General features: G+C 72.7%; 1 protein-coding gene. It reads right to left on the reverse strand.

All coding sequences use genetic code 11. From position 1 onward, the window contains the following. Positions 1-14: 14 nt before the first annotated feature. Positions 15-18,935: a non-ribosomal peptide synthetase gene (locus tag JIX56_RS44740; protein WP_257551480.1), complete on the reverse strand. Its 18,921-nt coding sequence runs from the start codon at positions 18,933-18,935 to the stop codon at positions 15-17. Between the last annotated feature and the right edge of the window lie 58 nt (positions 18,936-18,993).

The following is an 18,993-nucleotide window of genomic DNA, read 5'->3' on the forward strand; positions in this document are numbered from 1 at the left end:
ACCACTCCTCTTCCTCACGTCGGGTTCCGCTCCGCCCACGCGAGAAGCCCCCGCAGGGCCCTGAACCAGGTCTCGGCGAGATCCTGGACCGTCTCGCGTGGCAACAGTCCCTCCAGATACGACCAGTGCGCGGCCAGCACCGGCCCGTCCGCCCGGTCCTCGGTCACCACGTTGATCTCCAGCGCGTGACCCTCCCGCATCGAACCCTCCGGCCCGATGTCCGCCGCGGCGTCGTCCTCAGGCACGTACGACCAGTCTGTCTCCTCCGGAATCCCGAACCGGCCCAGGTAGTTGAACTCGACACGTGCCGGCTCGTGGGCCGCCAGCACCTCCCGCGTACGGGGGTTGAGGTGCCGCAGCAGGCCGTACCCGACACCGTTCGCGGGCAGCGACGCCAGATGCTCCCGCACCCGTCGTACGGCTTCCTCCGCCGCCCGGCCCCCGGCGAAGGCCTCGGCCGTGTCGACCGGCCCCGGGTCGAGCCGTACCGGGAAGACGCTGGTGAACCAGCCGACCGTACGGGAGAGATCGACCCCGTCGCCGCCCAACTCCTCCTCCCGACCGTGTCCTTCGAGGTCGACCAGGACCGAGGTGTCCGCCCCGCCGTCACGTCGCCGCCGGTCGGCGAAGGCCAGGCCGAGCCCCGCAAGGAGCACGTCGTTGACGGCGGCCCCGAACGCGGCCGGTACGGCCGACAGCAGCGGACCGGTGTGCTCGGCGGGCATCCGGAGGACCACCTCGCGCCGGGTCGAGGTGGTGTCGCGGTCCGGGTCGGGCTCCCGCAGGAGCGGGAAGGACGCGGAGCCGCTGTCCAAGACGCTTGCCCAGAGGGGCAGTTCGGCTTCTCGGGCCGGGGTCCGGGCCAGCTCGGTGAGGAGCCGTGACCAGCCGGCGAACGACGTCTCGACCGGGTCGAGACGCACCGGCTGCCCGGCGGAGACGTCCCGCCAGGCGGCGGCCAGGTCCGGCAGCAGCACGCGCCACGACACTCCGTCCACCACCAGGTGGTGGGCCATCAGCAACAGTCGCCCGGGTGCGTCACCGGCGTCGAACCACACGGCCCTGACCATCACCCCCGCGTCGGGGTCGAGGAGCGCCCGTGCCGCGTGCGCGTGCTCCGCCACGGCGTCGGTGAGAGCGGCCGCGTCCAGACCTGCCACGTCCACACGGTCGATCCACCCGGCGGCGTCGACCGCCCCGGCCGCCGGGACGTGCAGCGACCAGTCGTCGGTGGCGTCGGGCGACGGCCGTACGAGGGTCGCCCGCAGCAGGTCGTGCCGGTCGGCGAGGGCCTGGAGGACGGCGGTCAGGCCGGGCAGGTCCAGTGCGGCGGGGGTGCGGACGAGCGCCGACTGGTGGTACGAGGCGAACGGGCCGCCCAGTTCGCGCAGCCAGTGCATGACCGGGGTGAGCGGCACGATGCCGGTGCCGTCGTCCTCGGGGCGGCGGGCGGTCGTGTCGACGGCCTCGGCGACCGTGCCCAGCGCCGCCACCGTGCGATGGCGGAACACCAGCCGGGGAGTGATGCGCACGCCCGCCGCGCGTGCCCGGCCGACGAGTTGCATCGCGACGATGCTGTCGCCACCGAGGGTGAAGAAGTCGTCGTCCACGCCGACCTGTTCGAGCCCCAGGACATCGGCGAAGACCGCGCAGAGCGTCTTCTCCACCGGGGTCGCGGGTGCGCGGCCGGAGGAGAGGGCGGAGAAGTCGGGGGCGGGCAGCGCGGCCCGGTCCAGCTTGCCGTTCGCCAGCTCCGGGAACCGGTCGAGCACCACGACAGCCGCCGGGACCATGTGGTCGGGGAGCCGCGCGGCGACATGGGCGCGCAGGGCCGCCGGGTCGGGGACGGCACCCGCCGATGACGGGATCACGTAGGCGACGAGCAGCTTGCGCGAGCCCTCCTGACGTACCGTCACCAGCGCCTGCCCGATGTCCGGATGGGTGGTCAGCGCGGACTCGATCTCCGCCGGTTCGATGCGGAAGCCGCGGATCTTGACCTGGGCGTCGGCCCGGCCGAGGTAGTCCAGCCGTCCGTCGGCCGTCCAGCGGGCGAGGTCACCGGTCCGGTACAGCCGGGAGCCGGGTTCCCCGAACGGATCGGCCACGAATCGCTCGGCCGTCAACCCGGGGGCGCCCAGATAGCCACGGGCGAGACCGCCGCCCGCCAGGTACAGCTCACCGGTGACACCGGGCGGTACCGGCTGGAGGAGGCCGTCGAGGACGTACGCCCGGGTGCCGGCCACCGGCCGTCCCACGAGCGGGCGTTCGCTGTCCCCGACCCGTCCCACCAGGGCGTCCACGGTCGACTCGGTCGGCCCGTACAGGTTGAAGGCTTCCGTGCCGCGCAGCCCGGCCAGCCGCCGCCACAGGGCGACCGGGACGGCCTCGCCGCCCACGCCGACCACGGCGAGCGGGCAGTCGTCGCCGCGCAGCAGACCGCTGTCGGCCATCTGCGCGAAGAACGACGGGGTGACCTCCAGGAAGTCGAACCGGTGCTCGACCACGGCCGCGGCGAGCAGTTCGGGGTCGCGCCGCACCTCCTCGGACACGATGTGCACACAGTGCCCGTCCAGCAGCCACAGCTGGGGCTGCCAGGACGCGTCGAAGAAGAACGACCAGGCGTGCCCCGCCCGCAGATGCCGCCGGCCGGCCGCCGCGATCGCCGGTGCGTAGAGCGTCTCGCGGTGGCTGTGGAAGAGGTTGCCGAGGGTTTCGTGGGTGATCACCACACCCTTGGGGCGGCCGGTGGAGCCGGACGTGTAGATGACGTACGCCGGGTGGCGTGGTGTCAGGGCTCCGGCGCGGTCGGCGTCGGTGAGGTCCGCGGCCTCCCGGGCGGCGATCCGGTCGGCGGTGGCGGGGTCGTCGAGCACCAGGAGATCGGCGTCCGGTGGAAGTGCCGCCCGGAGGCCCCGGGTGGTGAGCGTCAGTACCGGTCGGGCGTCGTCGAGGACATCCGCCGTACGGTCGCTCGGCGCGTCGGGATCGAGGGGCAGGTACGCCGCGCCCGCCTTGTGCACCGCCAGCACGGCCACCAGGAACCGAGCGGTGCGGGGCAGCGCGAGGGCCACGAACTGCTCGGGCCCGGCGCCGAGTTCGACCAGGAGACGGGCCAGGCGATTGGCCTCCGCGTTCAGCTCGGCGAAGGTCAGCTCGATGCCGTCCGAGGCCACGGCGGGCAGGTCGGGGTGCCGCCGCACCCGCTCTTCGAAGAGTGCGGGCACGGTCGTCGGTCCGGCGGTGAGAGGCCGGCTCTGCCAGCCGCCGGTCAGCTGCCGTCGCTCGTCCGTGTCGAGGATGTCGATGCGTCCGAGTGACACGTCCGGGTCGGCGACGACGACCCGCAGGACTCGCCGCAGCCGGTCCGCGAAGGACTGTGCGGTCGCGTGGTCGAACAGATCGGCGCTGTACTCCAGCACACCGTCGACACCGCCGCCGTCGCCGCGCTCCACGAAGTCGAAGGACAGGTCGAACTTCGCCGTGGTGTTGACGACTTCGTCGCGGCGGGCCCGCAGCCCGGGCAGTCCGGTGTCCTCGCCACCGGCCGCCAGATACACCACCATCACCTGGAACAGCGGGTGTCGGGCCAGCGACCGGGCCGGGTTCAGGACCTCCACCAACCGCTCGAACGGCACCTCCTGGTGGTCGAAGGCGGCCAGATCGGTCTCCCGCACCCGTGCCAGCAGCTCCCGGAACGTCGGCTCACCGGAGGTGTCCGTCCGCAGCACCAGCGTGTTGAGGAAGAACCCGACCAACTCCTCCAGGGCCGCGTCGGTCCGCCCCGAGATCGGACTGCCGATCGGGATGTCGTGCCCGGCACCCAGCCGGGTGAGCAGGGACGCCACGGCCGCCTGCACCACCATGAACACACTGACGCCGTTGTCGCGGGCCAACCGGTGCAGTTCCGCAGCCAGTTCGGCGTCGAGCGACAGATCGGCGGCGCCACCCCGATAGCTGGACTCCAGCGGGCGCGGCCGGTCGACGGGCAGCGCCAGCTCCTCCGGCAGTCCCGCCAACACCTGTCGCCAGTAGGCGATCTGACGTGCCGCCAGGCTCTCCGGGTCCTTCTCGTCACCCAGGACGTCCCGCTGCCACAGCGTGTAGTCGGCGTACTGGACCGGCAACGGCTCCCACGCGGGCGCCCGCCCCGCCGCACGGGCCGCGTAGGCGACCGCCAGGTCCCCGTTCAGCGGCCCCTCCGACCACTCGTCACCGGCGATGTGGTGCAGCAGGAGCAGGAGCGTCCACTCCTCCGGGCCCGTGCGGAACACATGGACACGCAACGGCAGTTCACGGTCCAGCGCGAAGCCGTACGCGCTCGCCCGGGCCAGCCGCTCGGGCAGCCGGCCGACGTCCGTGTCCGCCACCTCGAACGGCACCCGCACCTCGTCCGCGTCCAGCACCCGCTGGAAGGCCCGCCCCTCCTCGTCGGGGAAGACCGTGCGCAGCGTCTCGTGCCGGACGACCAGATCGTGCACGGCCGCCCGCAACACCTCGACGTCCAGCTCACCGGTCAGCCGCCAGGCCGAGGGGATGTTGTACGTCGCGCTGGGGCCCTCCACCTGGTACAGCACCCACAGGCGCTGCTGCGCGGACGACAGCGGCAGCCGCTCGGGACGCGTCCGCACCCCGAGCGCAGGCCGGGCCCGGACGTCGGCCGTGGAGCCCTCCGCCAACCGCTGCGCGAGCCGGGTGACCGTCGGCGCGTCGAACACCGTGCGCAGCGGCACATCGGCCCCGAACGCCGCCCGGACGCCGGCGATCAGCCGCATGGCCAGCAGGGAGTGGCCGCCCAAGGCGAAGAAGTCGTCGTCGACGCCGACCCGGTCCACGCCCAGCACGTCCGCGAAGAGACCGCAGAGGATCTCCTCACGCGGATCACGTGCCCGGCCGCCGGTGCCGCCGCCCGCCGCGAAGTCCGGCGCGGGCAGCGCCCGGCGGTCCAGTTTGCCGTTCGGCGTCAGCGGCAGCGCGTCGAGGACGACGACGGCCGCGGGAACCATGTGCTCGGGCAGGGCCGCGGCGGTGTGGGCCCGCAGCGCCACCGGGTCGGTGACCTCCCCGGCGGCGGGGACGACGTAGGCGACGAGCCGCTGTTCGTGCGGTAGGACGACCGCGTGGGCCACGGACGCGTGCCGGGCGAGCACGGCCTCGATCTCGCCGGGCTCGATGCGCACGCCACGGATCTTGACCTGGTGGTCGGTGCGGCCGAGGAAGTCGAGCGTGCCGTCCGCCCGCCAGCGGGCCAGATCGCCCGTGCGGTACATCCGGGCCCCCGGGCCGCCGTACGGGTCCGCGACGAACCGCTCGGCCGTGAGACCCGGGCGGTCGAGGTAGCCACGGGCCAGCTGGACACCCGCCAGATACAGCTCACCCGCCACGCCCGGCGGCACCAGCCGCAGCGCCGCGTCCAGGACGCGGGCCCGGGTGTTCCACACGGGACGCCCGATCACCACCCGGTCGGCACCCGGAACCACCTGGCCGGCCGTGACGTCGACCGAGGCCTCCGTCGGCCCGTACAGGTTGTGCAGCTCGGCCGACAGCACCTCGTGGAAGCGCTCCGCCACCGGCAGGGGCAGTGCCTCACCGCTGCACATCACCCGCCGCAGACTCGTGCACCGCGCGGCGGTCGGCTCCTCCAGGAACACCTGGAGCATCGACGGCACGAAGTGCGTGGTCGTGACACCCTGTTCGCGGATCAGCTCCGCCAGATACGCCGGATCCCTGTGGCCTTCCGGCCGGGCGACGACCAGCGTGGCCCCGGTGATCAGCGGCCAGAAGAACTCCCACACCGACACGTCGAAGCCGGACGGCGTCTTCTGCAACACCCGGTCGTCGGGGCCCAGCCCGTACGCGTCCTGCATCCAGAGGAGCCGGTTGACGATGCCCTCGTGCGGGACGACGACACCCTTCGGGCGGCCGGTCGAGCCGGAGGTGTAGATCACGTAGGCCGGGCTCAACGGGTCGTACAGCGTGGGGAGTTCGCCTTCCCGCCCCTGCGGCAGCGCGTCCTCGATGACGGACACCGGACGTGCCTCTTCCAGCATGAGGGCGAGTCGCTCCCGTGGCTGATCGGCATCCAGGGGCAGATAGGCGCCGCCCGCCCGGTGTACCGCCAGCAGGGCGACGACGAGGTCGACCGAACGCGGCAACGCCACCGCCACCGTGCGCTCGGGGCCCACACCCAGGCCGGCCAGGACCCGTGCCGTCCGCTCGACCCGTTCGTCCAACTCCGCGTACGTCAGCCGCTGTTCGTCGTGAACCAGAGCGAGCGCGTCCGGCGTCCGTGCCACCTGTGCGCGGAACAGCTCCGGCAGGGTCGTCGCCGGTACGTCGTGCCCGGTGTCGTTCCACCGGACGAGCACCGCCTCTCGCTCGGCCTCGTCCACCACCTCCAGATCCCGTACGGGGATGTCGGGCTCGGCGGCCACCTGCTCCAGCAGCCGCACCAGGCGGCCGGCCAGTCGCCGGGCCGTCGCCTCGTCGTACAGGTCGAGCGCGTACTCGAGCAGCAGGGTGAGGCGATCTGGGTCCGCCTCGTCCACGAAGGTGAAGTGGAGGTCGAACTTGGCCATGCCCGTGTCCATGTCGTACCACTCGGTGGGCATGCCGAGCACATCCGGGTCGCCGTCGGGCCGGTAGTGGTAGCCGAGCATGACCTGGAAGAGCGGATTGCGGCCGGCGACGCGGGGCGGGTTGACGGCCTCGACGACGTGGTCGAAGGGAAGGTCCTGGTTCTCGAACGCCTCCAGGGCGGATTCCCGTACGCGCGCGAGGAGTTGGCGGAAGGTGAGCCGGTCTTCGCCGCCGGACAGGTCGGTACGCAGGACGAGCGTGTTGACGAAGAAGCCGACCAGGTCGTCGAGCGCGTCGTCCGTGCGCCCCGCGATGGGAGCCCCCAGCGGAATGTCGTCCCCGGCACCGAGTCGGTGCAGCAGCGCCGCCGTGGCCGCCTGGAACAGCATGAACATGCTGGTGTGGGTGGCGCCGGACAGTGCGCGCAGGGCGCGGCCGGTGTCGGCGGCGAGGTCCAGACGGACCTTGCCACCACGTCCGGTGGGCTCGTCCGGCCGGGGCCGGTCGAGCGGCAGCGACAGCTCCTCCGGCAGCTCACGCAGAGCCTCGGTCCAGTGGGCGAGCTGGGCCTCGCCGACCTGCCCGAGCAGCGTGTCCTGCCACAGGGTGTAGTCGGCGTACTGGACCGGCAGCGGCGCCCACTCCGGTCCGCGGCCCTCGACACGGGCCCGGTACGCGGTGGTGAGGTCACCGAGGAACGGCCGGTCCGACCACTCGTCGGTGGTGATGTGGTGCAGCACCAGCGCCACCACGTGATCGCCGGGGCTCAGCTTCAACACCTCTGCGCGAGCAGGGAGTTCGGTGCTCAGGTCGAACGGCCGCCGCTGTGCCGCCTCGATGCGCGCGGCCAGCTCGTCCTCGGTGAGAGCGCTGACATCGGTGACCTGGAATTCGGGTTCGGCCGAGCCCGGCGGCACGATCCACTGGCAGGGCTCGCCGTCCGACTCCAGGAACCGTGTCCTCAGGACCTCATGACGATCCGTCACGTCAGTCAGCGCCGTCCGCAGCGCGACGAGGTCCAGTTCGCCGCGCAGCCGGAAGACGAGGGGGAAGTTGTAGGCGACACCGCCGCCGGTGATGCGCTCCACCAGCCACAGCCGCCGTTGGGCCGCTGACAGCGGGATGCGCGCGGGCCGCTCGGGCATCTGTCGCAGCGGGGGCCGCGCGGGCCGTCCGGCCTCCGCCCGCAACGCCAGCGTCTCGGGGGTGGGTGCTTCGAACAGGTCACGGATCGCGAGTTCCGCGCCCAGTTCGGTGCGGGCCCGGCTGATGAGTCGGGTCGCGAGCAGCGAGTGGCCGCCCAGATCGAAGAAGTTGTCCTCCGCGCCGGTGCGGGGCAGCCCCAGCACCTCGGCGAAGAGCCGGCACAGCACCTCCTCGACATCGGTCGCCGGGCCCCGCCCCTCCGACAGGGCGACCGAGGGCTCGGCGTCCGGCAGCGCCCGCACATCGAGCTTGCCGTTGTCGTTCATCGGCAGCCGGGGCAGCACCACGAAGGCGGCCGGGACCATGTAGCCGGGCAGCCGCTGCCCCAGGTCCTCGCGCAGCCGCCGTACGAGGGCCCCGTTGCCACGTGTGGCGGTCGGGGTGTTGGCGTACGGGGCGGTGCCGCGCTCCGGGCGGGGGAGATGCAGACCGGCCGTGCGGCGAGGGGCGGTCCCTCGTACGAACACGGCGTCGAAGTGGCCCGGCTCTTCGGACCACGTGGTCAGGACGCGATAGCCGTGGGATTCGCCGAGCGCGCGCAGATCCTCCGGCTCCACCACCGGAGCGACCATCGCGCCCGGCAGCGCCCGCCCGGACTCCAGCGCCCGCAGCGCACCGAGGTCGCCCGCCGTACGGGCGTCCGGCACCCGCCGTACGCGCAGCAGTTCGGCCCCCGAGAGGTGCCCGACGAGCGCGCTCGCCCCGGACCACTCCACCACCGGGGCGTCGTCGAGGCGCAGGACGTCCGACGACTCCTCGTACACCACCACGTCGTACCGGTATCGGGTCAGCTCGTTCTGGTGCCGTCCGTTCTTGGTGCGCACCTCGGCGCCGAAGTCGAGCGAGGCGAACCAGTCCGGGTCGACCAGCAGTTCCTTCTCCAGCGCGAGCCCCCGGTCCACGGCCCGGCGCAGGGCCTTGGGATCGAGGTCGGTGCCCGCCCGCGCGAGCTGGATGCCCGTCTGGAAGACGCGGGCCTGCCGCAGATCGCGCACGTCGCCGAGGAACAGCGCGCCGCCCGGTGCCAGCAGCCCCATCGCGCCCCGGATCACCTTGCGCAGATGGTCCAGGCTGGGGAAGTACTGCACGACGGAGTTGATGACGACCGTGTCGAAGAAGCCCGTCGGCAGCCCGTCGGTGACCTCGGCGGGCTGGCAGCGCAGCTCCACCTTGCGCGCCAGCTCCGGGTCGGCCCCCAGGTCCTCGCCCAGCTTGTGGATCACGGGCGCGGCGAAGTCCGTCGCCCAGTACGCCTCGGCGTCCGGGGCGAGCCGCGACAGCAGCAGGCCGGAGCCGACGCCGATCTCCAGGATGCGCCTCGGGTCCAGTTCCCGGATCCGCTCGACGGTGGCCTCGCGCCACTCCCGCATGTGCTCCAGCGGGATCGGCTCGCCGTCGTAGGAGCTGTCCCAGCCCGCGAAGTCCTCGGTGAAGAGGGCGGTGCCGATCTCGGTGTACTCGGCCGAGTAGATCTCCTGCCATTCGCCGATCTGTTCCCGCTCGGCCGACTCCCGTGCCCGCTCGTCGGGTTCGGCCGGAACGACGTACCCCACGAGCCGCTTCGTACCGGGCGCGGAGGTGTCGTCACGGGCGATCACGGCGGCCTGGGAGATCTCGGGGTGCTGCGCGAGAGCCGTCTCGATCTCGCCCAGTTCCACCCGGTAGCCCCGGATCTTGACCTGGTCGTCGGTACGGCCCAGGAAGTCCAGGTTGCCGTCCGGGCGGCGCCGTACCAGGTCACCGGTGCGGTACATACGCTCGCCCGGCTGCCCGTACGGGTCGGCCACGAACCGTTCGGCGGTCAGGCCGGGCCGGTCGAGGTAGCCGCGCGCCAGACCGACACCCGCGATGTACAGCTCGCCCGCCACCCCGTCCGGCACCGGCCGCATCCACGTGTCGAGGACCCGGGCCCGGGTGGCGCGGATCGGGCGTCCCACGGTCGGGGTCGCGCTGTCCTCCGTACCACCGCCGAGCGTGTTGATCGTGTACTCGGTCGGGCCGTACAGGTTGTAGCCGTACGTCCCCTCCGTGTCCCGCAGCGTGTTCCACACCGTCTCGGTGACGGCCTCGCCGCCGAGCAGCACCAGCGGCGGCCGGTGCCCCTCCAACAGGCCTTCCTCGATGAGGAGATGGGCGTACGTCGGCGTCACATTGACCACGTCGACGCGGTGTTCCTCGCAGTACGCCACCAGCGCGGTCGCGTCCCGCCGCAACTCCTCGTCGCAGACGTGGACTTCATGCCCCTCGACGAGCCACAGCAGCTCCTCCCAGGACATGTCGAACGCGAACGACACGGTGTGCGCGATCCGCAGCCGCCGCCCGCCCGCCGACGCGATCGCCGGGGCGAAGATCTCCTTCTGGTGGTTGAGCTGCATGTTCGTCAGACCGACGTACGGCGTGACGACACCCTTGGGGCGACCCGTCGAACCCGACGTGTAGATCACGTACGCCGGGTGGTCCAGGCTGAAGGTCACCGAGACGGGGTCGGCCGGGAGGCCCGCCAGCTCGGCCGCCACCCCGGGATCGTCGAGCAGGACGCGGGGCGTGTCGCCGGTCAGTGTCCGCGACACGGCCTCCGTCGACAGCAGGAGCAGCGGGCGGGCGTCCGCCAGCATCAGCGACAGCCGCTCGTCCGGGTGGTCCAGCTCCAGCGGCAGATACGCCGACCCCGTGCGCAGCACCGCGAACAGCGCCACCACCATGTCGATCGAGCGGGGCAGGCCGAGCGCGACGACCCGCTCGGGACCGGCGCCCCGCGCGATCAGCAGCCGGGCCATGCGGTTGCAGCGCGCGTCGAGTTCGGCGTATGTGAGGGTCTGCGCGCCGAAGACGAGCGCGGTCGCGTCCGGTGTACGGGCCGCCTGTGCGGCCAGCATGTCCGCCACCGTCTCGTGCGGCACCGGCTGCCGGTTCTCGGCCTCCTCACGGGCGAGCGCGGCGACCTCGGCGGGCAGCAGCGGGTCCAGCGAACCGACGGGCGCGGACGGGTCGGCCACCAGCAGCTCCACCAGCAGCACGAAACGGTCCAACAGGCGTTGTGCGTACGCGCCTTCCAGCAGGTCGGGCCGGTAGGCGAGCGTCACCCGGACCCGCTCACCCGGCGTGACCACCAGGTTCGCCGGGTAGTGCGTGGCGTCCACATTGGCCACGGCCGTCGCACCGTGCCGCTCCCGCAGCTCGGCGAGGCGCTCGTCGGTGTCGGCGTTGCGCAGCACGAACAGCGTGTCGAACAGCCGCCGATGGCCCGTGTCGGCCTGGAGCACACCCAGGCCCAGGTACTCGTACGGCATGACCTCCAGCCGCTCGCCCTGGATACGGCGCAGCAGGTCGAGCACCGGCTCACGCGGGTCGAAGGCGATGCGCGCTGGCACGGTGTTGAGGAACATGCCGATGACGTTCTCGACGTCCGGCACCTCGCTCGGCCGCCCGGCGACCGTCGTACCGAAAGCGATGTCGGTACGGCCGGTCGCGCCGGCCAGGACCAGACCCCAGGCCGCGTTGAGCACGGTGTTCAGGGTCAGACCGTGATTGCGTGCGGTGCCGCGCAGCCGCTCGGCGACCGCCGCGTCGAGCACGGCGTCCAGGTGCTCCGGGATCACCGGCTCCTGACCCCGGTCGGCGGCGGTGGGCGCGAGGAGCGTCGGCTCCTCGAAGCCGGACAGGGCCGCGCGCCACGCCCGGGTGGCCTCGCTGTCGTCCTGCCGCTCCAGCCAGGTCAGGTAGTCGCGGTACGAGCCGGGACGGGCAAGGTCTGCCGGGTCGCCGCCGTTCTCGTACAGCGCGAACAACTGGTCGAGGAACAGCCAGGCCGACCAGCCGTCCCACAGGATCAGATGACGGCCGACGACCAGCCGGTCGCCGCGCTCGTCACCGAGCCGTACGAGCACCATCCGGAAGAGGAGGGGACGGGTGAGGTCGAAGCGCTGAGACCGCGACGCGTCCAGCAACTCCCGCATCCGCCGGTCCTGTTCGGCCGGCGGAAGCCCCGCCAGGTCCACCTCCGTCAACGGGATCTCGGCGTCCCGCACGATGAACTGCACCGGCTGGCGCAGCCCTTCACTCGTGAACCCGGCACGCAGACTGGGATTGCGGGCCAGCAGCGTGACCATGGCCGCCGACAGCCGCCCGGTGTCCACGCGGTCGGCGAAGTCGAAGGACTCGTGGACCGTGTAGACGTCCAGCGAGCTGTCGTCGAAGTTCGAGTGGAAGAACAGGCCCTCCTGGAGCGGGGCGAGGGGCCATACGTCCTCGATCCGGCCCGGAGCGAGCCGCTCGACCCGCTCCCGTTCCTCCTCGGTCAGGGTGAACGCGGACTCGCCGAGTCGCCCGGGCGAAGTCTCCGTCTCCTCGACGCCGGCCGCCGCGGCGAGCGCGGCCGGTGTGCGGTGCTCGAACACCTCACGCGGGCCGATCACCAGACCCGCACGGCGGGCCCGGCTGGAGACGGCGATCGAGCTGATGCTGTCACCGCCGAGCAGGAAGAAGTCGTCGTCGACACCGACCTCCGCCAGCTTCAGCACGCCCGCGAAGATCTCGGTGAGCACCTGCTCGCGGGGGTTGCCCGGCGCACGGGTGACCGTGGCCCGTACGGCCTGCGGCGCGGGCAGCGCGGCCCGGTCCAGCTTGCCGCTGGGCGTGAGCGGCAGCGCGTCGAGGACCACCCAGGCACCGGGAACCATGGGGGAGGGGAGAGACCCGGCCAGGGCCTGGCGGAGATCGGTCACCTCGGCGCGGCCGACGGGCACGACGTACGCGACGAGCGTGTCCTCCCGTACCGTCACGGCGGCCTGCGCCACCTCCGGCAGCCGTACGAGAGCGGCCTCGATCTCCCCGAGCTCGATCCGGTTGCCGCGCAGCTTGACCTGACGGTCGGTGCGGCCCAGATACTCGATCACCCCGTCCGCGCGGCGCCGGACCAGGTCACCGGTGCGGTACATACGGCTGCCGGGCGGCCCGTACGGGTCGGCGGGGAACCGCTCGGCGGTCAGCGCCGGACGGGCGTGGTAGCCGCGGGCGAGCTGGACACCCGTCAGATACAGCTCGCCGGGGACGCCATCCGGAACGGGCCGCAGACAGACGTCCAGGACCCGCAGGCCGGTGTTCCACACGGGGCGCCCGATGGGCACGGAAGCGCCTTGGTCCTCGTCGGAGGCGTACGGGTGGTACGTGACGTCGACGGCCGCCTCGGTCGGGCCGTACAGGTTGTGCAGCGGCACGCCCGTCAGCGCGTGCCAGCGGTCGGCGGCGGTGACCGGGAGCGCCTCGCCACTGCTCAGCACGCGGCGCAGTGACGTCGACCAGGTGGGGTCGCCGGTGACCTCGTCGTGCTGGAGGAAGGCCTCCAGCATCGACGGCACGAAGTGCATGGTCGTGACGGACTGCTCCCGTACGAGTCCCGCCAGGTAGGCGGGGTCGCGGTGGCCGTCCGGCCGGGCGAGCACCACGGTCGCGCCTTCGAGGAGCGGCCAGAAGAACTCCCACACGGACACGTCGAAGCTGGACGGCGTCTTCTGCAGCACGCGGTCGTCCGGGCCCAGGCCGTACGCGTCCTGCATCCACGCGAGCCGGTTCACGATGGCGCGGTGGGTGACGACGACACCCTTGGGGAGGCCGGTCGAACCGGAGGTGTAGATCAGATAGGCGGGGTCGTCGGGGCGTGCGGCGACGGGACCCGTGGGGGCCTCGACGGGCTCGACGGGGTCCCCGAGCGCCTCGTCGTCCATCGCATCGAGCAGCAGCACCGAAGGACCGTTGCGTTCGGGCGACCGGGACGGCTGGGGCAGCCGGTCGGCCGTCCCGGACAGCGTGACCACCGTCGTGGCGCACGAGTCGGCGAGCATATGGGCCACCCGGTCGGCCGGGTAGTCCAGGTCCACCGGCAGATAAGCGGCACCCGACTTCAGTACCCCCAGCAACGCCACCATCAGCTCCGCCGAACGCGGCACGGCGACCGCCACGAACGAGCCCGGGCCGACACCCCGACCGCGCAGCCGCACGGCCAACTCCTCGGCCAGGGTGTCCAGTTCGCTGTAACTCAGCCGTTCGCCCTCGAAGACGACGGCCGCCGCGTCCGGCGTCCGGGCCACCTGAGCGGCGAACCCCTCGGCCAGGGTGCTCTCCGGTACGAGGCGTTCCTCGCCGGCGGGATGGGCGCGCAGCGCCTCGTCGGGGGACAGCAGCTCGATGGAAGCCGCCGCGCGGTCCGGTGCCTCGGCGATCGCCTCCAGAACGCGGGCCAGGCGGTCGCCGAGCGCGCGGACCGTGTCGCCGTCGAGGCGTTCCGCGTGGTGCTTGAGCCGCAGATCGAGGCGTCGGCCGGGCTTGACGACGAGGGCGAGCGGATAGTGCACGGCGTCGTGGAAGGCGTCACCGGTGATCCGGACGGTGCCCGAGGGGTCCCGGAGGTCCGTCTCGGCGGGGTAGTTCTCGAACACCACCAGGGTGTCGAAGAGTTCGCCGGAGCCCGCGTGCCCGGTGAGCCGCTGGATCTCGGCCAGGCCCAGATGCTGGTGGTCCAGCAGCCGGGCCTGTTCCTCCTGGAGGCGGACGAGCAGGTTCCCGAGGGACTCGCCGGGGCCCCAACGGAAGCGCGTCGGGAGGGTGTTGATGAACAGGCCCACCATCGAGGCGATGCCGTCGACCTCGCCGTCGCGCCCCGAGACCGTGGTGCCGAACACGACGTCGGCGCGGCCGGTCAGCCTGCCCAACAGCAGACCCCAGGCCCCCTGGACCACCGTGCCCAGGGTGACACCGTGCTCCCGGGCCCGCTCGGTGAGCCGCGCGGTGGTCCGCTCGGACAGCTCCACCCGCACATGCTCCGGCCGTACGGGTGCCCCGTCGGCCGGGGCGTCGACCAGCCGCGTCGGCTCGTCCAGCCCGGCGAGCGCTTCACGCCACGCGTCGCGGGCCGTGTCGCGGTCCTGCTCGGCCAGGCGGCGCAGGAAGCCGCGGTAGGGGGCGACTTCGGGCAGCGGGGGAGCGTCCGTGCCGTAGTACGCCATCAGTTCGCGGTGCAGTACCGGCAACGACCAGCCGTCCGCGACGATGTGATGAAACGTCAGCACCAGGCGGCTGCGCTCCTCGCCGAGCCGAATCAGGGCGCAGCGCAGCAGCGGCGGCGTGTTCAGGTCGAAGCCCCGGGCGCGCTCGTCGGCGGCCACCGCGTCGCCCAGCGTCTCCCGCACCTCCCCGTCCTGGGAGGAGAGGTCGACCTCCCGCCACGGCAGTTCGGCGTCCCGCGTGATGATCTGCACCGGTGTGCCGTCCGGGCGCTGGCGGAAGGCGGCCCGCAGCGGCGCGTGCCGGTCCAGCAGGCGTTGCGCGGCCCGGCGCAGGACGGAGCCGTCGACCGGCCCGGCGAGGTCGAGGACCTGTTGGACGACGTACGTGTCCCCCTCGGCGTCGCCGGTGAGGGCGTGGAAGAAGAAGCCCTGCTGGAGCGGGGTGAGGGGGAGCAGTTCCTCGACCGGCAGCGGGTGTGCGCCCTGGATCTCGGCGAGTTCGGCCTCGTCGACCTCCACGAGCGGCACGTCGGTGGTGTGCTCGGCCGTGCGCTCGACGGCGGCCTTGGCCAGCGCCTCGACCGTGCGGTGCCGGAACACGTCACGGGTGGTGAGTCGGAGGCCCGACTCCCGTGCGCGGATGAGGAGTTGGATGGCGGTGATGCTGTCGCCGCCGAGCGCGAGGAAGTCGTCCTCGGCCGTCACCGCGTCCAGCCCGAGCACCTCGGCGTACAGCCCGCACAGCAGTTTCTCGCGGGGGGTGCGCGGGGCGCGGCCGGAGCTCATCGCCGCGTAGTCCGGCGCCGGCAGGGCTCTCGCGTCGATCTTGCCGCTGGGGGTGACCGGCAGGGCGTGCAGCGGCACGAACGCCGAGGGAACCATGTAGTCGGGCAGCCATTCGGCGGCATGACCGCGCAGCGTCCGCATCAGCGCGCCGACGTCGCGGAAGGGTGCGGGCCGGTTGGCGTGCGGGTACGCGTCGGCCGTCCGGTACAGGGGGCCGAAGGGGCCGTCGAGGACGAGTACGGCGTCGAACGCGCCGTCGTCGGCGTTCCCGTTCCAGGTGAGGGCCGCCCGGTAGCCGTGCTCCGCCGCCAGCGCGTGCACATGCTCCGGATCGGTCCCGGGCGCCGCCTCCCGGCTGCTGCCCTCCAGCCGCCGCAGGTCCGCCAGGTCCTCCGCGAGCCGCGCGTTGGGCACACCGGTGATCCGGAGCGCGTCCGGCCGCCCGGCCAGCAGCGCCGCCAGCCCGCCGAGGCCACCGACCGCCGCCCAGTTGACCTCCGGCACCTCCGGCGGGACCGCCCGAGTTCCCGGGCGCAGCACGACGTCGTACCGGTATCGGCTCAGCTCGTTGTGATGCGTGGCCCGCTTGATCCGGATCTCCGTGTCGAAGCCGTCCAGCGCGGCGAAGAAGTCCGGGTCGAGGAGGAGCTCGCCCTCCCAGCGCACCGACCGCTCCACGGCCGCCCGCAGCGCGCTCTTGTCCTCTCCCTCGTCACCGGTGGCCCGCCGGACCTCCACCGCCGCCCGCAACGTACGCAGCAGCCGCAGATTGCGTACGTCACCGACGAAGATCCGTCCGCCGGGCGCCAGCAGCCCAGAGACCTGGCGCAGTACGTCGACCAGGTACTCCCCACTGGGGAAGTACTGGGCGACCGAGTTGATGACGACCGTGTCGAAATAGCCGCCCGGCAGCCCCTCGGTGTCGTGGGCCGGCTGCGCCCGCAGCTCGACCTTCGCGGCCAGTTCCGGATCGGTGTCCACCTGCGCGCGGAGCGCCGCCACGGCCTCGGCCGAGAGATCGGTGCCCCAGTACGCCTCGCAGTCGGGCGCGATCCGGGAGAGGATCAGGCCGCTGCCGACGCCGATCTCCAACACCCGCCGGACCGGGCCGAGTTCACGAATACGCTCGACGGTCGCCGACCGCCACTCGCGCATCTCCTCGACGGGGATCGGTGCGCCGTCGTACATGCTGTTCCAGCCCGCGTAGTTCTCGCGGAGACCGGAAGCGTCGGCGTCCTCTCCTCCCGCGTCCTCGGATCCGGCCGCGCCGTAGAGGAGTTCGTGCAACTCCTTCCACTCCTCGACCCGCGCGTCCGGGTCCGCGTCGCGCGGCCCGTCGAGGGAGGGGACGACGTAGGCGGCGAGGCGGCGGTCGCCCGGGCGGTCCTCGCGGACGACCACGGTGACCTGGTCGACGGCCGGGTGGCCGCGCAGCACCGACTCGATCTCGCCCGGCTCGATACGGAAACCACGGATCTTGACCTGCGCGTCGGCGCGCCCGAGGAACTCCAGCCGCCCGTCGGCCCGCCACCGGACCAGGTCACCGGTGCGGTAGAGCCGCTCGCCGGGCTCCCCGAACGGGTCGGCGACGAACCGCTCGGCGGTCAGATCCGGACGACCGAGATAGCCCCGGGCCAGACCGGCCCCGCCCAGATACAGCTCGCCCGTGACCCCGGCGGGGACGGGCCGCAGGAACGCGTCGAGGACGTACGCCCGGGTTCCCGGGTCGGGCACACCGATCGGGACGATCGCCCCGGCCGGGGTGTCCGGATCGCACAGGCCGAGCGTGGAGTTGGTGGTCGCCTCCGTGGGGCCGTACGCGTTGAACATCATCCGCCCGCGCGCGTACCGCCCCACCAGCTCGGGGGAGACGCGCTCGGTGCCCGCCAACAGGGTTGCCGTCGGCGGGAGTTGCACGTCGTCGGGCATGGCGGCGAGCAGCGCGGGAGGCAGGATCATGAAGGTGATGCCGTGCGCGTTCGCGTAATCGGCGAGCGGTGCGCCGGGCACCCGCCGCTCCGCCGGGACGACGACGAGCCGGCCGCCGGACAGCAGTCCGAGGCAGAGGTCCCAGAAGGCGACGTCGAAGCTCGGCGAGGCGAACTGCAGCACCCGGCTGTGCGGGCCGATGCCGAACCGCTCGCTCTGCGTGGCCACCAGCTTCGCCACTCCGCCGTGCGCGAGCACGACACCCTTGGGGCGGCCGGTCGAGCCCGAGGTGTAGATCACGTAGGCGGAGTTGAGGACCGTGAGGGGTGCCCCGCGGTCCGCTTCGGTGGGGTCGTGGACCGGCCGCAACGCCAACTCGGCGGCCGTGGCAGGCGAGTCCAGCTCCAGGACCGTCATGCCCTCGGCCGGGTCGGGGAGGTCGCGCGCGGTCTCCCCGGTGGTGACCATGCAGACGGGCCGCGCGTCGCCGAGCATGTACGCGATCCGGTCCGCCGGGTAGTCGTGGTCGATCGGCAGATAGGCGGCGCCCGACTTCATGACGGCCACCTCCGCCACGATCAGCTCGGTGGAGCGCGGCAGCGCGAGGGCGACGATCCGCTCGGGGCCCGCACCCCGCGCGATCAGCGCGTGCGCCAGACGGTTCGCGCGCTCGTCCAGCTCGGCGTAGGTGAGTTCCTCGTCCTCGAAGATCAGCGCCACGTCGTCCGGCCGCTGCCGCACCTGCTCGGCGAACATCGCGGGCCAGGTGTCCACCGGCACCGAGTGCGCGGTGTCGTTCCAGTCGAGGACGACCTGCCGGTACTCCTCCGGACCCATCAGAGCGAGACGGGCCACCGGAGTGTCGGGCCGGGCGAGGGCGTCGGCGAGAAGGGTCCGGTAGTGGCCGAGGAGCCGCTCGATCGTCGTACCGTCGAAGAGCCCGGGGTGGTACGAAGCCCGCGCCGAGCCCTCGCCCACCTCCAGCAACACGTCCAGCGGGGCGGGCACTTCCCCGGCGGGCCGGGCGGCCGTGGCGAACGCCGTGTTGAAGAACAGGCCGCCGCCGCGTGTAGGCCGGGGCTTCAGCTCCTCGACCAGGAGACCGACCGGCACCCGGTGGGTCTCCGCCTCCTCCCACGCCTGCGTCACCCGCCGCACCAACTCGGCGAACGTGGGCTCGTGTTCGACGGACACCCGCAGCGGGAGCCCGTCATGGCCCACGGTCAGGTCCGTCGCCCCGGTGTAGCGGTGCAGCAGGGCGACGAACGCCGTGAGCCGTACGGCGTCAGGGGCGTCCGGGACATCCGACAGCGCGCGCGTGTCCCGTCGAGGGACCGACTGCGGCGGATGGGGCCGATCGGCAGGCAGTGAGATCTCCAGCGGTAGCGGTGTCAGCAACCGCCGCCAATGGGCCAGGACTTCCTCGGAACCGCACACAGCAGTAAGCCTCCCCAGCGGGTCGGGGTCCCGGCCCTGGGCCGGGGTCGCCGACATA

The sequence above is a fragment of the Streptomyces sp. CA-210063 genome (genome assembly GCF_024612015.1).
Classification (GTDB): Bacteria; Actinomycetota; Actinomycetes; order Streptomycetales; family Streptomycetaceae; genus Streptomyces.